We start from the raw sequence: 12480 nt of genomic DNA on the forward strand, positions 1-12480 counted from the left end.
GATAGGCGACACCCGCTTATGCGCGCACGCTTCATGTCATGTCTTCATTCGCTCACATCGCAGGACATTCCGCATTGCGGCGCGGCCGACACGACGAAAGTGGGCGCCGCTATCTGCTGACTATTGTGACCTTCCAGCGCGCGCCGCTCTTTACGGACTGGCGTTGCGCATCCGCGGCGGCGGCCTGTCTTGCGGCGCCCGCCAGTTGGGCGGGTGCACGGCTGCTGTGCTGGGTGTTGATGCCCGATCATTGGCATGGCCTGATCGAACTACGCGCGAGCACGACACTGGCCGACGCGCTGCAGCGCGCCAAGGGACGCTGTGCGTTTGCGGTCAATCGCGCACGCGGCCGTGGCGGCAGGGTCTGGTCGCCTGGCTATCACGATCGCGCATTGCGGCGCGAGGACGACGCGCTCCGCGCAGCACGTTACATCGTGGCCAATCCGCTGCGCGCCGGGCTGGTCCGGCGTGTGGGCGACTATCCCTACTGGGATGCGGTCTGGCTGCCTGCGCAGCGGTGAATGCGAGTGCCGCCCAGGTCTGTGTCGCGGCTGAAGCCGCTCCTACAGGATGGCCGCGCTTCTGTAGGAGCGGCTTCAGCCGCGACGGAATCCCAGTCCCGCGAGAAACGCAAAGAGACCGCGCCGCCGCACCGCTCCTAATGCGACGCCCGATCCCGATGCCAGCCGCGGTGCTTGATGTCCAGGTACAGGCTGTAGAACGCGGTGAAGGCCGGGAACAGGTTCTGCAGCACGCCCACCGAGTCCTGCTTGGCGGAGAACAGGAAGTAGCTCAGCGTCATCAGGCTGCCGACCACGCTCATGTACCAGAACAGGCGCGGGATCACCGGCTTGCCCGCGCGCTTGGAGGCGACGAACTGCACCAGCCAGCGGCCGCCGAACATCAGCGCGCCGATGTAGCCGATCAGCTTCCAGCCGGTGACGTGCAACCCGGTCCAGTACAACGCCTGGATCGGTTCGTTGAGGAAGTGCGCTTCCATCTCAGCGTTCCTGCACCATGGTGCGGCGGCTGCGCGCGATCAGCCAAGCCACGCCGCGCAGGTCGCGGATGCCGACCAGGGCGCGGTTGAGGTTGTTGTACTTGGACACGCCGGCGGTGCGGTGGCGGTGGTTCACGGGCACGCTCACGGTACGCCAGCCGGCGCGCTGCATCAGCGCCGGCAGGTAGCGGTGCATGTGGTCGAAGTACGGCAGGTCCAGGAACGCCTCGCGTTCGAACAGCTTGATGCCGCAGCCGGTGTCCGGGGTGTCGTCGCGCAGCATGCGCGCACGGATCGCGTTGGCCCACTTCGACGCCCAGCGCTTGCTGCCCGAGTCCTGCCGCGACACGCGCCAGCCGGCGAACAGCTTGACCAGCGGGTCGGCGGCCGCGCGCGCGGCGAGCAGCTTGGGGATGTCGGCCGGGTCGTTCTGGCCGTCGCCGTCGAGGGTGGCGATCCAGGTGCCGCGCGCGGCCTTGACCCCGTTGCGCACCGCGGTGCTCTGCCCGCTCTGGGTGACGTGGTGCAACACGCGCAGTTCCGGGGTGCTCGCCTTCAACCCTTCCAGCACCGCCAGGGTGTCGTCGCGCGAATGGTCGTCGACATAGACGATCTCGAAGTCGGTGGTGCCGCGCAGCGCGGCGACGATCTCGGCCACCAGCGGCGGCACGTTGTCGCGCTCGTTGAACACCGGGACGACGACGGAAAGGGAAGGCTGGCTCATGGCTCGACTGGGCTCGACGGCAACGCAAGGGAGAGACGCGGGAAACGGCGGCGGCGACGCAAAAAAGACCGCGCATTGTGCCCCAGGCCGGTGACCCGGGGCTGAAGCCTCAGGCCGCGGCGCCGAAGTACGCGCGGCACCACGCGACCACCTGCGGCAGCCCGACCTCGATCGGCGTGACCGGATCGAAGCCGAATGCCGCATGCGCGCGGGCAGTATCGGCCATCGTCTCGGTCATGTCGCCTGGCTGCATCGGCTTGTAGATTTTCTCGGCGGGCCGGCCGGCGGCGGCCTCGATCACGCCGATGAAGCGCTCAAGCTCCACCGGGGTGTGGTTGCCCAGGTTGAACACCCGGTGCGGCACCGGGTCGGTGGGCGGATGGTCGAGCGCGCCGAGCACGCCGGCGACGATGTCGGCGACGAAGGTGAAGTCGCGGCGCATGCGGCCGTGGTTGAACACCTCGATCGGGCGCCCGGCCAGCACCGCGCGGCTGAACAGCAGCGGCGCCATGTCCGGCCGCCCCCACGGGCCGTACACGGTGAAGAAGCGCAGCCCGGTCGCGCGCAAGCCGTACAGCTGCGCGTAGGTGTAGGCCATCAGTTCGTTGGCGGCCTTGGTCGCCGCGTACAACGAACGCGGCTGGTCGATGCGCTGGTCCTCGGAGAACGGCGGCGTCGCCGAATCCCCGTACACCGAACTGCTCGAGGCGTAGGCCAGGTGGCGCACGCCGCGGTGGCGGCACAGTTCCAGCACGTTGACGAAGCCGACCAGGTTGCTGTCGACGTAGGCGTAAGGGTTCTGCAGCGAATAGCGCACGCCGGCCTGCGCGGCCAGGTGCACCACGCGCTCGGGCCGGATCTCGTCGAACAGCGCGGTCAGGCCTTCGCGGTCGGCGAGGTCGAGCGTGCGGATGTCCACCTGCGGGCACAGCGCCGCGACGCGGTCGCGCTTGAGCTGCGGATCGTAGTAGTCGTTGTAGTTGTCCAGCCCCACCACGGTCTCGCCGCGCGCGGCGAGCGCGCGGCAGGTGTAGGCGCCGACGAAGCCGGCCGCGCCGGTCACGAGAATGGTCATGGCAACAGTCCTGGGAAATCCGGAGGGCGCGGCGCGGCGTTCAGAACAGGCCGAAGCGCTTCCTGGCCACGTTGGCGCGGCCGGGCTCGATCACGTCTTGAATGCCCTTGGCGTCGAACCGGTCCAGCAGGGCCTCGGCGCCCTTTTTCAGCTTGAGCGCCATCTCTTCCGGATACAGCGGAACCAGGGTCATGAAGACGATGGTCTTGTCCGCGTCGATGACCAACTCCTCGAAGGCTTCCGGGGTGGTCACCGGCGCCAGCACGATGGTCCCGTCGAAGCCCACGCCGGGCGCGTACGGCTCGGCCGGGTTGCCATTGGGCACGGTGTGGCCGTAGCCCAGCCAGGTGTCGTACTTGTGCGGCAACCGCGCCAGACCCTTGAGCAGGCGCACCGGCCAGTAGTTGCGCTCGTCCTCGAAGTCCGCCTGCGTGAGCGGCCAGTCCGGCGGCAGGGTCACCATCAGTTCCATGAAGCGCGGCGCTTCCACGCCCTCGGGCAGGGTCATCGGCAGGTCGCTCATGCCCGAGGTCACCAGCCGCAGGTACGGCGCGTCCGTGGTGGCCGGCACCACGTGCACATCCAGATGCACGGTGTCGGAAATGATTTCGTGCAGGACGTTGGAGATCGGCCCCAGGTGCCGTTCGATGTGCGCGCTGATGTGCTCGATGCTGTCCTCGCCGCGCGCCGGCGCGAAGGGCTTCTCCTGCGCGTGGCGCAGGATCGGGCTGCCGCCCGGGCTGATGTCGTCGTGTTCGCCGTTCATGCACTGGCTCCTTGTTGAGTGAACGTTGCCGCGGCGCGAGGCGACGCTGGTCGTCGCGACCGGCGTGGTCCGCTGCGCCTTGCTCGCGGTGGGCGCCCGCGCGCGCCACCGGCACGGCCTCAGCCCTGGCGCGGGCGCAGCTTCTCGAGCACGCCGTCCAGCGTGTCCAGGTCGGTGTAGTGGATCACCAGCTTGCCCTTGCCGCCGCGGCCGTGGGCGATGGACACCTTGGTGCCCAGCGATTCGGACAGTTCGGTCTCCAGCGAGGCGATGTCGGCCTGCGGGGCGACGCGGCCGGGCTTGGCCTTGCGGTTGCTCGGCACCTTGCCGGCGGCGAACTGCTGCGCGCGGTGCTCGACCTCGCGCACCGACCAGCCCTGGTCGGCGGCGTCGGAGGCCAGGCGGCTGGCCAGTTCCGGCGACAGCGTCAGCAGCGCGCGCGCATGGCCCATCTCCAGGCGCCGCGCTTCCAGCAGCGCGCGGATCGCCGGCGGCAGCTCCAGCAGGCGCAGCAGGTTGGACACCGACGCGCGCGAGCGGCCCACCGCCTCGGCGGCCTCGGCGTGGGTCAGCGAGAATTCGTCGATCAGCCGCTGCAGCGCCTGCGCCTCTTCCAACGGGTTGAGGTCCTCGCGCTGGATGTTCTCGATCAGCGCCATGGCGATGACGGTGCGGTCGTCGAGTTCGCGCACCACCACCGGCACGTCGCTCAGCCCGGCCAGTTGCGAGGCGCGCCAGCGGCGTTCGCCGGCGACGATCTCGAAGCTGCCCGGCGCCAGTTCGCGGGCGACGATCGGCTGGATCACGCCCTGCGCCTTGATCGACTCGGCCAGTTCCTGCAGCTTGGCCTCGTCCATCTCCTGGCGCGGCTGGTACTTGCCCGGCTGCAGTTGCCCGACCGGCAACTGGCGCAGGCTCTCGCCGGGCTGGACCTCGTCGGTGGGCGCCGGCGCGGCCGCGCTGCCGCCCTTCGGACCCAGCAGCGCTTCCAGGCCGCGGCCGAGGCCGCGCTTCTTCGCTCCGAGGGCGGGGGGCTTGGCACTCATTAGAAGGTCTCCATGGCCGGGGCGGCCCGGTTGCGTTCGTTGCGGCGGCGCACGATCTCGCCGGCCAGGCCCAGGTAGGCCACGCCGCCGCGCGAGGTGTGGTCGTAGCCGACGATGCTCTGGCCGTGGCTGGGCGCCTCGGCCAGGCGCACGTTGCGCGGCACGATGGTGCGGAACACCTTGTCGCCGAAGTGATTGGTCAGTTCCGCCGACACCGCGTTGGCCAGGTTGTTGCGCACGTCGAACATGGTGCGCAGCACGCCTTCGATCTCCAGCGTCGGGTTCAGCTCGGCGCGCAGCGCCTCGATGGTTTCCAGCAAAGCGGTCAGCCCCTCCAGCGCGTAGTACTCGCACTGCATCGGCACGATCACCGAATCGGCCGCGGTCAGGGCGTTCAGGGTCAGCAGCGACAGCGCCGGCGGGCAGTCGATCAGGATGAAGTCGTAGGCCTCGCGCAGCGGCGCCAGCGCGGTCTTCAACCGCTGCTCGCGCGCCGGCTGGTCCATCAGCTGGATCTCGGCCGCGGTGAGATCGATGTTGCCGGGCAGCAGGTCGAAGCCTTCCGGCGCGGTCACCCGGATCTGTTCGGCGCTGCTCTCGCCGAGCAGCACGTCGCAGGTGGAGGCGGCCAGCTCGCGCTTGTCGATGCCGCTGCCCATCGTCGCGTTGCCCTGCGAATCCAGGTCCACCAGCAGCACGCGCTGCGACTGGCGCGCGAGCGCCGCCGCCAGATTGACCGCGGTGGTGGTCTTGCCGACGCCGCCTTTCTGGTTGGCGATGGCGATGATGCGGGCCATGCGGGAGCCTCGTCGGCGATGGGTGGGACCGGGCATTATGCGGGCACACCCCCCCGGGGCGGAAATCGGCCTCGGCGCCCAGGCCGCCGCCGCACCGGCTCAGCCGTGCGCGACCACCACTAGGTGGCGGTCGGCGCCCAGGCCGGGGACCTGCAGCGGGTGCACGGCCTGCGCCACCCAGCCCGGCGGCAGCGCGGCGATCTCCTCGTCCGGGCGCACGCCCTTCATCGCCAGCAGCCGCCCGCCCGGGCGCAGCAGGTGGCCGCCGACGGCGATGATGCCGGCCAGCGTATCCAGCGCGCGCGCGGTGACCACATCGTAGGCACCCGGTTCGTCCACCGCCTCGGCGCGCGACTCGGCCACGCGCGCGTTGTCCAGGCGCAACTGGCGCACCGCCTCGCGCAGGAAGCGCGCCTTCTTGCCGTTGCTCTCGACCAGAGTCACCCGCAGCCGCGGCCGCGCGATGGCCAGCGGGATGCCGGGCAGGCCCGGACCGGTGCCCAGGTCGGCCAGCGTGCCCTCTTCCACGAACGGCTGCATCGCCAGCGAGTCGAGCAGGTGCCGGGTCACCATCTCGTGCGGGTCGCGCACCGCGGTGAGGTTGTAGGTGCGGTTCCAGCGCGCCAGCAGCGCCAGGTAGGCCAGCAGCGGCGGCCCCAGCGCGGCGGCGTCCAGGCCTTGCGCGTGCAGGCCCTGCGCGAGCGTGGCGTGGACGGAATCGGGGAGGGAGGCGTCGTTCATCGGGCGATTATCGCAGGTGCTGCCGTGGGGGCGACGCGGCAAGGTCGCTGCGACGGTTTCTGTCGCTTGGGCGGCGGGCGTTATCGGTAAGGCCCGTCGCGGCTGAAGCCGCTCCTACAGGGGAGCTGGCCGGGGATGCTAGTGCGCGGGCTGGCCGGGTTCGAGCGGATACCAGGCCAATGCCGCACGGTAGCCAGGCGCAGGCACCCACTCGTGCACCTGCCAGCGCGCGGCCGTGCCCAGTTCCGGGTCGCACCAGACCAGGCGCAGCGTGCCGGCGCCGTCCTCGGCGAAGCGCAGCCGGTGCAGGCCGAACGACAGTCCGTGGCCGTGCGCCTTGAGCAGCGCCTCCTTGGCGCACCACAGGCGGAAGAACAGCGCCTGGCGCGCCGGCTCGGCCAGCGCCCGCAGCAGCGCGACCTCGTCGGGGTGGAAGAACCGTTGCGCCACCTCCAGCAATCGCGGCCTGGCGCGCTGGCGCTCGATGTCCACGCCCAGCCGCGTATGCGCGCCGATCCCGACCAGCAGGTAGTCGCCGCTGTGGCTCCAGCCGGTGCCGACGTGCGCCAGCGGCGCGTGCAACCACGGCCGGCCGCGCGCGTCGCGCAGGAGCGGCAGGTCCGCCTCCGGTGTCGCCAGTTCGGCCGCGAGCAGCCGCCGCGCCTGCGCCTCGCCCGGCGTGCGCGGCGGATGCGCGCGCAGCCACAGCGCCACCGGCCCGAAGCGCCAGTCCGGCGGCTCGGGGCGCAGCGCGGTGTCCACGTCGGGACTCACGCCGCCTCCACGAACCACAACCCGCGCTGCGCCCGGCATGCCTGGATACACGACCGCTTCACGACGGCGCTCCTTAAATGGCCCGCGCCCCACCGCTCCCGGTGCGGGCAGAACCGAGGAGGTCGCTCCATGGGCATCATCATCTGGCTGATCGTTGGCGGCATCGTGGGCTGGCTGGCCAGCATCATCATGCGCCGCGACGCGCAGCAGGGCATCATCCTAAACATCGTGGTCGGCATCGTCGGCGCGCTGATCGCCGGCTGGTTGTTCGGCGGCGGCATCAATCAGGTCATTACCCTGTGGACGTTCCTGTACTCGTTGATCGGCGCGATCATCCTGCTCGCCATCGTCAACCTGTTCACCCGCGGCCGCGCGCGCTGAGCGCCCTCGCCCCCGCAGGTGTCCGCGAACGCCCGGTCCGCCGGGCGTTCGCATATGAGGCGCCGCTCACGTGCTGGCGCGGTCGGCCGGATGATGCATGCCGTCGCTGACCGGCACTACGATGGCCAGCGCATACGGATCCACGCCTTCCAGGCAGCCGACGTTGTAGCCGTATTCGGTGGGATCGGAACGGCGCTGGTGATGCGTGTAGATCCCGCACACGCCGCAGAAATAGTGCTGCGCGGTGTGGGTATGGAAACTGTACAGGCGCAGTGCGTCCGCGCCCTGCCGCAGATGCAGCGCCGCCAGCGGCACCGAGGCGACGATCGCGCCGCGGCGGCGGCACATCGAGCAATTGCAGCGGCGCGGATCGACGATGCCGTGCGGCAGCTCCAGGTCGATCTGCACGGCGCCGCAATGGCAGCTGAGCCGGTGCAGCGGCGCGATCTGGGTCTCGCCGACCTTGTCCACGCAACGTCGCAGATGGCGCTCGCTCATGCGCCGGCTCCTTCGATATCCAGTTCGACCCAGGCCGGTGCGTGGTCGCTGGGACGGTCCCAGGTCCGCGGCTCGCGGTCGATGCCCGCCGCGCGCGTGCTCGCCTTGAGCGCGTCGGAAACCAGGGTCAGATCGATGCGCAGGCCGAGGTCGCGGCGAAAGCCGGCCTGGCGGTAGTCCCACCAGCTGAAGATGCCGCCATCGGCGTGGTGCAGGCGGAAACCGTCGTGCAGGCCCAGCGCCTGCAGCTTGTGCAGCGCGCCGCGCTCGGCGGTGGAGGTGAGGATGTGGTTGTCGCTCCACACCAGCGGGTCATGCACGTCGCGCGCGTCCGGGGCGATGTTGAAGTCGCCCAGCACCACCATGCGCGGATGGCGCTGCAGCTCGGCGGCGAGCCAGTCGTGCACCGCCTCCAGCCAGCGCAGCTTGTAGGCGTACTTGTCGGTGCCCACGTCCTGGCCGTTGACCACGTACAGGTTGACGATGCGCAGCCCGCCAACGGTGGCGGCGATCACGCGCTTCTGCTCGTCCTCCAGCCCGGGCACGCCGATCTGCACGTCGCTGGCCGGCGTGCGCGACAGGATCGCCACGCCGTTGTAGGTCTTCTGCCCGGCGAACACGCTGCGGTAGCCGGCCTCGGCCAGCGCCGTGTCCGGGAACTTGTGGTCCTCCAGCTTGGTTTCCTGGATACCGACGATGTCCGGCGCGAACGCGGCCAGCCACTGTTGCAGGTGCGGCAGGCGCACGTTGAGCGAGTTGACGTTCCAGCTGGCGATTTTCATGAGGTAGGACGTAAGGCGCTTGCGCGCATGCGGGCAGTACGCAACATTGTGCCATCCCTGCCAGGTACCGTCGGCGCCTCACGCCATGACCGCGATCGCCCTGCTCGACGTCGCACACGATCCTCACCTCGTCGCAGACACCTTGCTGTCTGCGCCCGGGTCGGATCCCTCTGCCGACAAGCAATTATGGTTGCCCGCGCTGGGATACGTGCGCTCGGAATGGAGCGACACTTCAGGGCCTTTCCACCTCTCCAGGCTTGCGCGCAAAACCTTTGCGCTGCCGAACCATTCTGGCATCGTGGCATTCGCCGGCAGTTGCAGCACCGCCTTCGCTTTGTGGGCGCAGTTGTCGGAGATGATCAAGCGCAACGCCGACTTCGATCCCTGCTACCGAGTGGATGCGTACACGTTGCAATCTGCATTGAGGGCGCTTGGTCCGGCGGCGCAGACCATTTCCTTGCTCGGCATCCTCGTCGATGCGCAAGGCGCACGTACGCCCTTCGTGCATGGCATGCATCGGGAAGTGACGACCGACCATTTCGGAACCTGCTTCGTCGCCGGGTCGGGAGCGGCGATGGTCGAACAGACGATCCTGGCTGCCGACCGAGCTTTTCCGCAGAGGGGCTGGCCGGCACGGGCACCGCTTACGCCTTGCGAGGATCTCGCCGAATGCCTCTCCGCCGAAATGCTGTATCGCGAGGGCGCCCGCAACAATGGGCAGGCCCCGGGTAGCCCGATCGCCCTGGGCTGCGGTGGCTTCTACGAATGGTACACAGTGACCACGGTCGGCGTGCGCTGTCTCCAACCGCGGCTGGACCTGCATGTGCATGCCAATCGCGACGGTTTGGTCTTCGACAGGATCTATTTCGCCGAGCAGCATGAGCTCTTGGATGCCTTGCAACTAGGGGTGCCGTCGCAGCGCTATTTTCTGGTGGTGATGAACCTGGGGTTGGAACCGATCAGGGTGGACCGGGCAGGGGCAGACAGGCCGGGCTATGCGTTGCGACCGGATGCGAGTTGGCTGACGCTGCTGGAATCGGCGTTCAGCGACTACGACCGCGCAGCGGAACAGCGCACGCAACGCATGGAGGGTCCGCTTGACGATGCAACGATGGAACTCCTGTTCGCGCAGCCGCTCGAACTGCGTCGCATCCGCCTGCTACTGCGCATCGATGGCGAAGCCGGCTGCATCTCCGACCGTCTGGTGCGACCTGACACCGATCCGGCACTAGCTACGCTCCGCACCGAAGACGGCATACTGGTGGTAGACCTGGCTGCGCAGGTTACACAGAAGATCGCAAAGCGCGTCTGGGGCAACTAAGCCACAGCCGGACTCCGCACTCAGCGCACCAACAGGTTCAGCAGCCGCGCGATGCGCCGGTACGGCGGCTTCAGCAGGTCGCTGCCGGCACGGCGCGACTGCCACAGGATCGGCAGGGCCTTGCTGAAGGCGTCGAAGCCGGCGCGGCCGTGGTAGGCGCCCATGCCGCTGGGGCCGATGCCGCCGAACGGCAGCGCGTTGGCGGCGAAGTGCAGCAGGCTGTCGTTGACGGTGACGCCGCCGGCGATGGTGGCGTGCAGGATCGCCTCGATCCGTGCGCGGTCGTGGCTGAAGGGGTACAGCGCCAGCGGTCGGTCGCGGCCGTTGATCTCGGCGATGGCCGCGTCCAGGGATCGGTAACCGCGCACCGGCAGGATCGGACCGAAGATTTCCTCCTGCATCAGCAAGGCGTCGTCGCCGGGCTGCAGCACCACGGTGGGCACGATCAGCCGCTCGCGCTCGGCGCGGTCGCGCGCCACCGTGGCCAGCTCGATGACCTCCAGGCCACGTGCGCGGGCATCGTCCAGGTAGCCGCGCAGGCGCCGGTACTGGCCCTCGTTGACGATGCGGGTGTAGTCGCCGGCGTCGGCGAAATCGCCGTAGCGCGCCAGCACCTGCGCGCGCAGCGCCTGCACCAGCGCCGCCTCGCGGCCGGCGTCGATCAGCACGTAGTCCGGGGCGATGCAGGTCTGCCCGCCGTTGAACCACTTGCCGGTGGCCAGGCGCGCGGCGGCCTGCTGCAGCGGGTAGTCGGCGCAGACGATGGCCGGCGACTTGCCGCCCAGTTCCAGGGTCAGCGGGGTCAGGTTGGGCGCGGCCGCGGCCATCACCTTGCGCCCGACCGCGGTGGACCCGGTGAACACCAGATGGTCCAGCGGCAGCGCGGCGAACGCGGATGCCACCTCGGCGCCGCCCAGCGCCACCGCCACCCGCTGCGGCGGGAACACCTCGGCCAGCAGCGACTGCAGGAACTGCGCGGTGCGCGGGGTGTGTTCGGAGGGTTTCAGGTAGACGTGGTTGCCGGCGGCGATGGCCGTGGCCAGCGGGATCAGCGCTAGGTTGACCGGATAGTTCCAAGGCGCGATCACCCCGACCACGCCGACCGGCACCGGCCGCACTTCCGCGCGCGCCGGCCACAGCCGCCAGCCGGCGCCGACCCGCTGCGGGCGCATCCAGCGTTTCAGATGGCGCAGCAGATGGTCGATCTCGCCCAGCACGGTCATGCCGTCGGCGAGCAGCGATTCGTGGCGCGAGCGATGGCCGAAATCGGCGGCGATGGCGTCGGCCATTTCCGGCAGGCGCCGTTTCAATGCCGCGCGCAGGCGCAGCAGATCGTCGCGGCGTTGCGCGCGGTCGGGCTTGGCCGCCTGCCAGGCCGCGCGCAGGCGCTGCAGCGTGGCGGGCAGATCGGCGAGCGGCATATCGGCGGCGCTGGAGGCCGGGTCGGAAATGGACATGCGCGCACTATACGATGCCGGCGTATGGCGCGATGCGGGTGGTGCAAGAGAGGCTGTGGCGCTGGCAGCAAGCCAGCGTGAGAGCGTTGGCGCAGGCGCCCGAGGGTTTGCCTCGTCGCGACTGAAGGGCACCTCTGGTAGCTCCCAAAAAGCTCCAACTAGGCATTCGCAAGTGACTGATGTGCTTAGCGCGCAGTTCTTGAAATCGAGGCTATTGGAGGTGCAGTGGGTCGCTCCTACCTGGGGCCGCTCGGCTTGCTGCGGCTGTCCGAACTCAAGGCGTCCGAATGCGTGACGCCGTCCATTCTGCGCGCGCTTCGATCCCCTGCCCCCAGCGGGCATGGCTTGCGCCGAGTCGGGGTGTCGCGGCTGAAGCCGCTCCTACAGGGTGCGCTTACGCCATCGCAGATGTGGGTGCTGCAGCGGTCATTGCTCGTCGAGCAACCATGCCTGCAGCTGCGCCAGCGTCGCCACTTCGTGGTGCGGCACGATGCCGTCCGGCGCAGGCAGGCCATGTGCGTTGAACCAGCAGGTGTGCAGCCCCGCGGCCAGGCCGCCGGCGATGTCGGCGTGCGGGTTGTCGCCGACCATCAGCACCTGCGCGCGCGGCGGGTCGCCCAGCTGCGCCAGGGCATGCGCGAAGATGCCCGGATGCGGCTTGGCGTGGCCGATCTGTTCGGAGATGGCGACCACCTCGAAGCGGTCGTGCAGGCCGGTGCGCATGAGGCGTGCCTGCTGCAGCGCGGTGAAGCCGTTGGTGACCAGGCCCAGCCGCGCATGCCCGCGCAGCGCGTCGAGCAACGCCACCGCGCCGTCCAGCGGCACGCACAGCTCGGCCATCGCCGCCAGGAACGCGGCGTTCAACGTCTCCGGCGTGGTCTGCAGCCGCTGCCCCCACTCGGCGAAGCGGCGCTGCTGCAACTGCAACGCGGTGATCGCGCCGTTCTGGTACTGCAGCCACAACGGCCGGTTGAGCGCGGTGTACTCGGCGTAGTCCTGCTCGGCGAAGGTCACCCCGTAGCCGGCGAACATGCGTTGCAGGCCGGCATAGGCATCGAAGTGGAACAGGGTGTCGTCGGCGTCGAACAGGATCCAGCGGTAGCGCATGCGGGGGCCGT

Annotated in this window: 15 protein-coding genes; 3 read left to right on the top strand and 12 right to left on the bottom strand. The window is 69.6% G+C overall.

The window, feature by feature from the left end; all coding sequences use genetic code 11:
• The first annotated feature begins 38 nt into the window (after positions 1-38).
• Entirely contained in the window at positions 39-521 is a 483-nt protein-coding gene (locus AB3X07_RS22305; RefSeq protein WP_369941378.1) for an REP-associated tyrosine transposase, read from the top strand.
• Positions 522-658: 137 nt separating this feature from the next.
• Here the strand turns inward: AB3X07_RS22305 and AB3X07_RS22310 are convergent, their stop codons facing one another.
• The 8 genes from AB3X07_RS22310 to AB3X07_RS22345 form a co-directional block, all read right to left on the bottom strand.
• Positions 659-1000: a lipid-A-disaccharide synthase N-terminal domain-containing protein gene (locus tag AB3X07_RS22310; protein WP_369941380.1), complete on the bottom strand. Its 342-nt coding sequence runs from the start codon at positions 998-1000 to the stop codon at positions 659-661.
• A 1-nt stretch (position 1001) separates the two neighbouring features.
• Positions 1002-1724, bottom strand: a complete 723-nt coding sequence (locus AB3X07_RS22315) for a glycosyltransferase family 2 protein (RefSeq protein ID WP_369941382.1) — start codon at positions 1722-1724, stop codon at positions 1002-1004.
• Between the two features lie 109 nt (positions 1725-1833).
• Complete coding sequence (locus AB3X07_RS22320; protein WP_369941384.1) at positions 1834-2799, bottom strand: NAD-dependent epimerase/dehydratase family protein; 966 nt, start codon at positions 2797-2799, stop codon at positions 1834-1836.
• 40 nt (positions 2800-2839) lie between these two features.
• Positions 2840-3565: a suppressor of fused domain protein gene (locus tag AB3X07_RS22325; RefSeq protein WP_369941386.1), complete on the bottom strand. Its 726-nt coding sequence runs from the start codon at positions 3563-3565 to the stop codon at positions 2840-2842.
• A gap of 119 nt (positions 3566-3684) precedes the next feature.
• A complete protein-coding gene (locus AB3X07_RS22330; RefSeq protein WP_369941388.1) occupies positions 3685-4611 on the bottom strand; it encodes a ParB/RepB/Spo0J family partition protein in 927 nt (308 codons plus the stop codon).
• Positions 4611-5408: a ParA family protein gene (locus tag AB3X07_RS22335; protein ID WP_369941390.1), complete on the bottom strand. Its 798-nt coding sequence runs from the start codon at positions 5406-5408 to the stop codon at positions 4611-4613. Before AB3X07_RS22335 ends, AB3X07_RS22330 begins: the two co-directional genes overlap by 1 nt.
• A gap of 99 nt (positions 5409-5507) precedes the next feature.
• Entirely contained in the window at positions 5508-6149 is a 642-nt protein-coding gene (gene rsmG / locus AB3X07_RS22340; RefSeq protein ID WP_369941392.1) for a 16S rRNA (guanine(527)-N(7))-methyltransferase RsmG, read from the bottom strand.
• A gap of 138 nt (positions 6150-6287) precedes the next feature.
• The gene (locus tag AB3X07_RS22345) at positions 6288-6923 is read right to left on the bottom strand and encodes a 4'-phosphopantetheinyl transferase family protein (RefSeq protein WP_369941394.1); all 636 of its coding nucleotides are present in this window, start codon (positions 6921-6923) and stop codon (positions 6288-6290) included.
• 129 nt (positions 6924-7052) lie between these two features.
• Between AB3X07_RS22345 and AB3X07_RS22350 the strand changes: the two genes are divergently transcribed.
• Positions 7053-7304, top strand: a complete 252-nt coding sequence (locus AB3X07_RS22350; protein WP_369941396.1) for a GlsB/YeaQ/YmgE family stress response membrane protein — start codon at positions 7053-7055, stop codon at positions 7302-7304.
• Positions 7305-7370: 66 nt separating this feature from the next.
• Here the strand turns inward: AB3X07_RS22350 and AB3X07_RS22355 are convergent, their stop codons facing one another.
• Together AB3X07_RS22355 and xth are read right to left on the bottom strand one after the other, a co-directional pair.
• Entirely contained in the window at positions 7371-7802 is a 432-nt protein-coding gene (locus AB3X07_RS22355) for a GFA family protein (RefSeq protein ID WP_369941398.1), read from the bottom strand.
• Positions 7799-8584: an exodeoxyribonuclease III gene (gene xth / locus AB3X07_RS22360; protein WP_369941400.1), complete on the bottom strand. Its 786-nt coding sequence runs from the start codon at positions 8582-8584 to the stop codon at positions 7799-7801. Before xth ends, AB3X07_RS22355 begins: the two co-directional genes overlap by 4 nt.
• Positions 8585-8669: 85 nt before the next feature.
• Here xth and AB3X07_RS22365 point away from each other — a divergent pair, with 85 nt between their 5' ends.
• Positions 8670-9905, top strand: coding sequence for a hypothetical protein (locus AB3X07_RS22365; protein ID WP_369941402.1), 1236 nt, complete (start codon positions 8670-8672; stop codon positions 9903-9905).
• A 20-nt stretch (positions 9906-9925) separates the two neighbouring features.
• Here the strand turns inward: AB3X07_RS22365 and AB3X07_RS22370 are convergent, their stop codons facing one another.
• Positions 9926-11362, bottom strand: coding sequence for a coniferyl aldehyde dehydrogenase (locus tag AB3X07_RS22370; protein ID WP_369941404.1), 1437 nt, complete (start codon positions 11360-11362; stop codon positions 9926-9928).
• 426 nt (positions 11363-11788) lie between these two features.
• Positions 11789-12469: a pyrimidine 5'-nucleotidase gene (gene yjjG, locus AB3X07_RS22375; protein ID WP_369941406.1), complete on the bottom strand. Its 681-nt coding sequence runs from the start codon at positions 12467-12469 to the stop codon at positions 11789-11791.
• Positions 12470-12480 lie beyond the last annotated feature (11 nt).

This window comes from Xanthomonas sp. DAR 35659 (assembly GCF_041242975.1).
In the GTDB taxonomy this organism is placed as follows: domain Bacteria; phylum Pseudomonadota; class Gammaproteobacteria; order Xanthomonadales; family Xanthomonadaceae; genus Xanthomonas_A; species Xanthomonas_A medicagonis.

Coding starts and splice junctions, on each gene's coding strand:
- AB3X07_RS22335 (WP_369941390.1), bottom strand. CDS start 5,408: ATGGCCCGCATCATCGCCATCGCCAACCAGAAAGGCGGCGTCGGCAAG.
- AB3X07_RS22365 (WP_369941402.1), top strand. CDS start 8,670: ATGACCGCGATCGCCCTGCTCGACGTCGCACACGATCCTCACCTCGTC.
- AB3X07_RS22325 (WP_369941386.1), bottom strand. CDS start 3,565: ATGAACGGCGAACACGACGACATCAGCCCGGGCGGCAGCCCGATCCTG.
- AB3X07_RS22330 (WP_369941388.1), bottom strand. CDS start 4,611: ATGAGTGCCAAGCCCCCCGCCCTCGGAGCGAAGAAGCGCGGCCTCGGC.
- AB3X07_RS22320 (WP_369941384.1), bottom strand. CDS start 2,799: ATGACCATTCTCGTGACCGGCGCGGCCGGCTTCGTCGGCGCCTACACC.
- AB3X07_RS22350 (WP_369941396.1), top strand. CDS start 7,053: ATGGGCATCATCATCTGGCTGATCGTTGGCGGCATCGTGGGCTGGCTG.
- xth (WP_369941400.1), bottom strand. CDS start 8,584: ATGAAAATCGCCAGCTGGAACGTCAACTCGCTCAACGTGCGCCTGCCG.
- yjjG (WP_369941406.1), bottom strand. CDS start 12,469: ATGCGCTACCGCTGGATCCTGTTCGACGCCGACGACACCCTGTTCCAC.
- AB3X07_RS22370 (WP_369941404.1), bottom strand. CDS start 11,362: ATGTCCATTTCCGACCCGGCCTCCAGCGCCGCCGATATGCCGCTCGCC.
- rsmG (WP_369941392.1), bottom strand. CDS start 6,149: ATGAACGACGCCTCCCTCCCCGATTCCGTCCACGCCACGCTCGCGCAG.
- AB3X07_RS22310 (WP_369941380.1), bottom strand. CDS start 1,000: ATGGAAGCGCACTTCCTCAACGAACCGATCCAGGCGTTGTACTGGACC.
- AB3X07_RS22305 (WP_369941378.1), top strand. CDS start 39: ATGTCTTCATTCGCTCACATCGCAGGACATTCCGCATTGCGGCGCGGC.
- AB3X07_RS22355 (WP_369941398.1), bottom strand. CDS start 7,802: ATGAGCGAGCGCCATCTGCGACGTTGCGTGGACAAGGTCGGCGAGACC.
- AB3X07_RS22315 (WP_369941382.1), bottom strand. CDS start 1,724: ATGAGCCAGCCTTCCCTTTCCGTCGTCGTCCCGGTGTTCAACGAGCGC.